The sequence below is a fragment of the Stackebrandtia soli genome (assembly GCF_965137155.1).
Classification (GTDB): Bacteria; Actinomycetota; Actinomycetes; order Mycobacteriales; family Micromonosporaceae; genus Stackebrandtia; species Stackebrandtia soli.
Window position 1 is genome coordinate 26,872 of sequence record NZ_CBCRZX010000009.1, and the last position, 4,590, is coordinate 31,461.

At 69.2% G+C, this 4,590-nt stretch carries 6 protein-coding genes; 2 read left to right on the plus strand and 4 right to left on the minus strand.

Annotation, left to right across the window (positions count from 1 at the left end; translation table 11 throughout):
* Window positions 1–146 precede the first annotated feature (146 nt).
* The gene (locus ACM9NP_RS07840; RefSeq protein WP_415645951.1) at window positions 147–632 is read right to left on the minus strand and encodes a CarD family transcriptional regulator; all 486 of its coding nucleotides are present in this window, start codon (window positions 630–632) and stop codon (window positions 147–149) included.
* 267 nt (window positions 633–899) lie between these two features.
* Between ACM9NP_RS07840 and ACM9NP_RS07845 the strand changes: the two genes are divergently transcribed.
* On the plus strand, window positions 900–1,151 hold the full coding sequence (locus ACM9NP_RS07845) for a hypothetical protein (protein WP_415645952.1): 252 nt from the start codon (window positions 900–902) through the stop codon (window positions 1,149–1,151).
* On the opposite strand, the gene ACM9NP_RS07850 is transcribed toward ACM9NP_RS07845, so the two are convergent.
* The 3 genes from ACM9NP_RS07850 to ACM9NP_RS07860 are packed head-to-tail and all read right to left on the minus strand — an operon-like array spanning window position 1,148 to window position 4,012.
* Window positions 1,148–2,188: a type III polyketide synthase gene (locus ACM9NP_RS07850; RefSeq protein WP_415645953.1), complete on the minus strand. Its 1,041-nt coding sequence runs from the start codon at window positions 2,186–2,188 to the stop codon at window positions 1,148–1,150. The genes ACM9NP_RS07845 and ACM9NP_RS07850 overlap by 4 nt on opposite strands.
* Window positions 2,182–3,330 (minus strand): acyl-CoA dehydrogenase family protein, encoded by a 1,149-nt coding sequence (locus ACM9NP_RS07855; protein ID WP_415645954.1) that lies wholly within the window; start codon window positions 3,328–3,330, stop codon window positions 2,182–2,184. Before ACM9NP_RS07855 ends, ACM9NP_RS07850 begins: the two co-directional genes overlap by 7 nt.
* Complete coding sequence (locus tag ACM9NP_RS07860; protein WP_415645955.1) at window positions 3,305–4,012, minus strand: methyltransferase domain-containing protein; 708 nt, start codon at window positions 4,010–4,012, stop codon at window positions 3,305–3,307. Before ACM9NP_RS07860 ends, ACM9NP_RS07855 begins: the two co-directional genes overlap by 26 nt.
* Window positions 4,013–4,099: 87 nt before the next feature.
* On the opposite strand from ACM9NP_RS07860, the gene ACM9NP_RS07865 reads away from it, so the two are divergent.
* Window positions 4,100–4,590: UbiA family prenyltransferase (locus ACM9NP_RS07865; protein ID WP_415645956.1), on the plus strand; the 491-nt coding region annotated here is incomplete at its 3' end.

Here is a 4,590-nt window from a genome sequence, read left to right on the forward strand (position 1 = left end):
CCCCCCCCCTCTGTCGTGGAAGCGTCGACGGCCCTGGACCGCCGTCGACGAATCGCTTCCTCATTGCTGTGAGCGTCGTCGCCGCTTACCGTCCGTGCGGACGATGCCGTGTTGCGCGGCGATGACGGTGGATGGACACGCTGTGCTCAGGCTTCTGCCAAAACCTTGTCGAGCAGGTTCTCCGCGTCGTCCTTGGTGCTGGACTCGGCGAGGGCGACCTCGCCGACGAGAATGTCGCGTGCCTTGGTGAGCATGCGCTTCTCGCCCGCAGAGAGGCCGCGTTCACGGTCGCGACGCCACAGGTCGCGGACGACCTCGGCCACCTTCAGCGGGTTGCCGGAGGCCAGCTTCTCGAGATTTGCCTTATACCGACGTGACCAGTTGGTCGGTTCCTCGGTGTGCGGTGCGCGCAACACGTCGAAGACCTCAGTCAGACCCTCGGCACCGACGACTTCTCGTACTCCGACGAGTTCGACGTTGGTGGATGGAACTCGCACCGTCAAGTCACCCTGCTCAACGCGCAACACGAGATATTCGCGTTCGACGCCTTTGATGGTGCGCGTTTCGACTGCTTCGATGAGTGCGGCCCCGTGATGGGGGTAAACAACGGTCTCGCCGACACTAAAACTCATAGGATCGAAACCCCTTTCGCTGTGTCAAGGGTAACACGGCCATATCCTGCGATGTCGCAGCGCACGCGATGAAAGTGCAGGTCAGCCATATTGTGAGCAATGACTCTCGCGCGTCGTCACGACGTCCACAACGGATCGTGATGACACTGTGCTCACTCGTGCCGGTGGGTTCGCGATCCTGCTCAAGGATACCGCCGCGGTTCCCGTCCCGGCCAGATTGGCGTTGTGGCTCACATAGTGCGAGTCTGGATCGGGAGGTGAACGACCATGGCGACGACGCGCGACGACGACGGGCGGCCTCGATCCTCGCCCGATCCGGGGCGTGTCGAGATCCCCGATGACGCGTCCGAGCTGGACGAACTCGCCCACGACATGGAGTGGGAGCGGTGGCGGGACACCCGGCACGGGCCGCCGTGGCGTCTCGTCGCGTGGCTCGCGGCGGCCGTGATCGTCACCATCGTCAGCCTGGTCATGCTGATCGTTCTCGGTCACGCGGGCTGGACGCCGCTGGGGCGCTAGCCCTCCCGTCGCAACAGTGCCGAGTAGACGGTCAGGCCCGGGCCGAACGCGCAGGCGACGAGTTCTCTGGGGCGTTCGCGCCGCAGCCGGTCGATGATCATGAGCACGGTCGCCGACGAGCAGTTCCCGTGCTCGGCGAGGACGCCGCGCGAGACTGTCAGCTGGTCCTCGTCGATCGCCAGGGCCGTCCGCGCCGTGTCGAGGATGCGACGTCCACCCGGATGGATCGCCCACGCGTCGATGTCGTCGATGACCAGGTCGCGAGGTTTCAGCAACGCGCCGACGGCGGCCGGAAGGTGCCGCGAGAGGACGATGGGGACTCGCCCGGCGAGGCCCATCCGAAAGCCGTGGTCGGTGACGTGCCAGGTCATGGCGTCGGCGTGCGCCGTGTCGGTGCGGGACCCGATCGCGTCGACGGTCAGCCCGTCACCGCGCGGGTCGTCGGGCGCGACGATGACGCAGGCCGCCGCGTCGGAGAACAGGGCGTGCGCGATGAGCTGTTCGGTGTCGAGCGGCCCCGGTTGGAGGTGCAGGCTCGTCAACTCGACGCACAACAGCGCGGCCGGTCGTCCGTGTCGGCGAACGTGGTCGGCGACGACGCCGAGGCCCGGAATCGCCGCGTAGCAACCCATGTGGCCGATGACGACGCGCTGCATGTCGGCGGAGGCGCCCAACTCGGCCGCGAGTGTGATGTCGAGGCCGGGAGTGGCGTACCCCGTGCACGAGACGACGGCGAGCAGCCCCAGCCGGTCGGCGGTCAGACCCGCGTCGGCGAGCGCGGTCGTCAGCGCGTGGCGCGCCAGCGGTAGCGCGAGGCGCTCGTATTCGCGCATCCGTCGTGCCGTGCTCCATTGGGAGATGTCGTCGGTGGCGGGGTTGATCGCGCCGTGCCTGGTCGTGACGCCCGCGCCGAGGAAGATTCGTTCGGCTCTGCCGTCTCCGGTGCTCGCGGCCTTGAAGTGGCCGCGCCACAGTTCCTCTTGCGCCATGGCGGGCGGCGTCGCCTGGCCGTGTCCGATGATGACGGCGTTTACCATCGCTGCTCCTTGCCGGTGTCGCGGTACGGGTCGCCGCCGAGTGCGGCGACGCCGAGCCAGTCGGCGCACACGTCTGATGTGGCGGGTTGGAGTGCGCCGCAGCGGGCGTCGCGGAACAGCCGTTCGAGGGGGTGGCCGCGTCGGATCGACGACGCCCCGCATGCCTCCATCATGGACGCCGTTACGGCGGCGGCCGCGTCTCCGGCGAGGAGCTTCGCCCGCCACGCCCACAGCCCCGCTTCGGGGTCGCCGTCGTCGACGCGGCGCGCGGCCTCGACGAGTGTCGCGTGGGCGGCGGCGCAGGCGGCGTCGGCGCGGCCGATGCGGGCTCGGACGTTCGGGAGTGTCGCCAGTCCGCGCTTGGTGGCGTCGGTCGCGGCGATCTCGATCGCGGACCTGGCGACTCCGACGTAGACCGCCGCGTAGCTCGCGATCATCCAATGTGGTGCCGCTTCGGCGACGGGCAGTGTCAGGTTCTCGGCTCCGCCGAGCAGCGCCGTCTCCGGCAATTCGACGTCCAGGTCCAGATCATGGCTTCCGGTGGCGCGCATGCCCATCGTGTCCCACGTGCGCCGCACGGTGACACCGTCTCCGGCGGGGACGAGGAACTGCGACACGATCCGATCGTCGTCCGCGGACCGCGCCGCGACGAGGTACGCGTCGGCGTGGCCGGCGCCGGACACGAAGGACTTCGACCCCCGGATCCGGAAACCGTTCGCCGTTCGGTGGTATCTGGTCGACATCGCGGTCAGTCGGGCGCCGCTGCCGCGTTCGCTCATCGCGACCGCGTAGAGGGAGCCCTTCGCGGCGGCCCGAAGGATCGCGTCCCGTTCCACCGGATAGCCGTCGCCGGCGCCGAGCTCGACCGCGACGTCACCCGACACGGCCGCGAGCGCGCCGGTGACGCACGCGTGCATGTTGAAGATCAGGCCGACCGCCCCGTTGCCCCGACCGAGGTGGTAGGCGATCTCGATGTAGTCCGAGAAGGACGCTCCGAGTCCGCCGAGCTCCGTCGGGACCATGACTCCTAAAAGGTCGTTCGCTCGGAGCAGTCGGAAGTCCTCGCTCGGGAAGCCGCCGTCGACGTCCAGTTCGACCGCGCGCTCCCGCATCCCCTCAACGAGCCGACGTACTTGGCGCATGTTTGACGCCCCTTCCTGCGTAAAGAATCGAGTGGGACCTCGTCGACACCATCGGGACCCCGTCGCGCCGCGTCCGCAGCCAGCGCAGGGCCGGGATGATCGCGGGTCGGACGCCCCACGTCCGCAACGCGACGCCGTGCCGGGCGCACTCGGCGACGAGTCCCTTCGGCGGCACGAACAGTGCCGGGTCGTGAATTCCCGGTGGCGGCCCGCCCGGAACCCGTTCCGCGAGCCGTACCGCGACGAGCCGGGCCAGAGCCGTGTCCGCGATCGTGTCCACTATCAACGTTCCGCCGGGTCGCAACAGTCGGCAGGCCTCCGCGACGCACGCTCGCCAATCCTCGACGTGTTCGAGGATCTCGCCCGCCAGCACGACATCGGCGCACTCGTCGGCGAGCGGGACGCGTTGAGCGTCCCCCCTGATCCCGACGACGCCGTGGTGTGCCGCCACCGACAGGTTCGGCTGACGCAGATCCACCCCGATGTGCCGATACCCGGTGACGTGCGGCGCGGTGAGCCCGCCACCGCAACCAAGGTCGACGAGAACGCTGTCCCCCGTCGCGGGTGGCACGAGCGCCCCCCGCGACTTCGCCAGCCAGTGCAGCATCGCGAAGACACCGTCCGGTTTCCACCATTCGGTGACCAACTCGTCGTACTGACGAGGATCGTTGCGATTGCGCACGGTGTTCAATCTGCCACAATCCGACGCCGTACGCTAGATGCCATGACGTTAAAGGCTTTTTGGCGTGCCTCCCACCCGGAACCGACGATGACTGTCACCGCCGTCGCCGGGGTCCTCGCCGCGGTGGCGGGCCGCCCCGTGGGCGCCGTCGCGCTCGTCACCGTCGCCGTCTTCTGTGGGCAGCTGTCGGTCGGGTGGAGCAACGACGCGATCGACGCCGAGCGTGACGCCCACACCGACCGCCGCGACAAACCGACGGTTGCCAATGGACTGTCTCCGCGCGCGCTGTTCACCGCCGCCCTCGTCGCCGTCGCCGTGTCCGCCGTCCTCTCCCTGGCGGTCGGACCGGCGGGCTGGTGGCACATCGCCGCCCTCGTCTCCGCGTGGGCCTACAACTGGCCGCTCAAACGCACGATCGCGTCGGCGTTGCCGTTCGCGATCTCCTTCGGCGCTCTCGTCGCGTTCGCCGCCCCCGACTCCGGTCCCGGTCTCATCGCGGCCGGGGCCGCGCTCGGCGTCGCCGCGCACTTCGCCAACGTCATCCCCGACCTCGCCGACGACGCCGCGACCGGCGTCGT

Coding starts and splice junctions, on each gene's coding strand:
- ACM9NP_RS07845 (WP_415645952.1), top strand. CDS start 900: ATGGCGACGACGCGCGACGACGACGGGCGGCCTCGATCCTCGCCCGAT.
- ACM9NP_RS07840 (WP_415645951.1), bottom strand. CDS start 632: ATGAGTTTTAGTGTCGGCGAGACCGTTGTTTACCCCCATCACGGGGCC.
- ACM9NP_RS07855 (WP_415645954.1), bottom strand. CDS start 3,330: ATGCGCCAAGTACGTCGGCTCGTTGAGGGGATGCGGGAGCGCGCGGTC.
- ACM9NP_RS07850 (WP_415645953.1), bottom strand. CDS start 2,188: ATGGTAAACGCCGTCATCATCGGACACGGCCAGGCGACGCCGCCCGCC.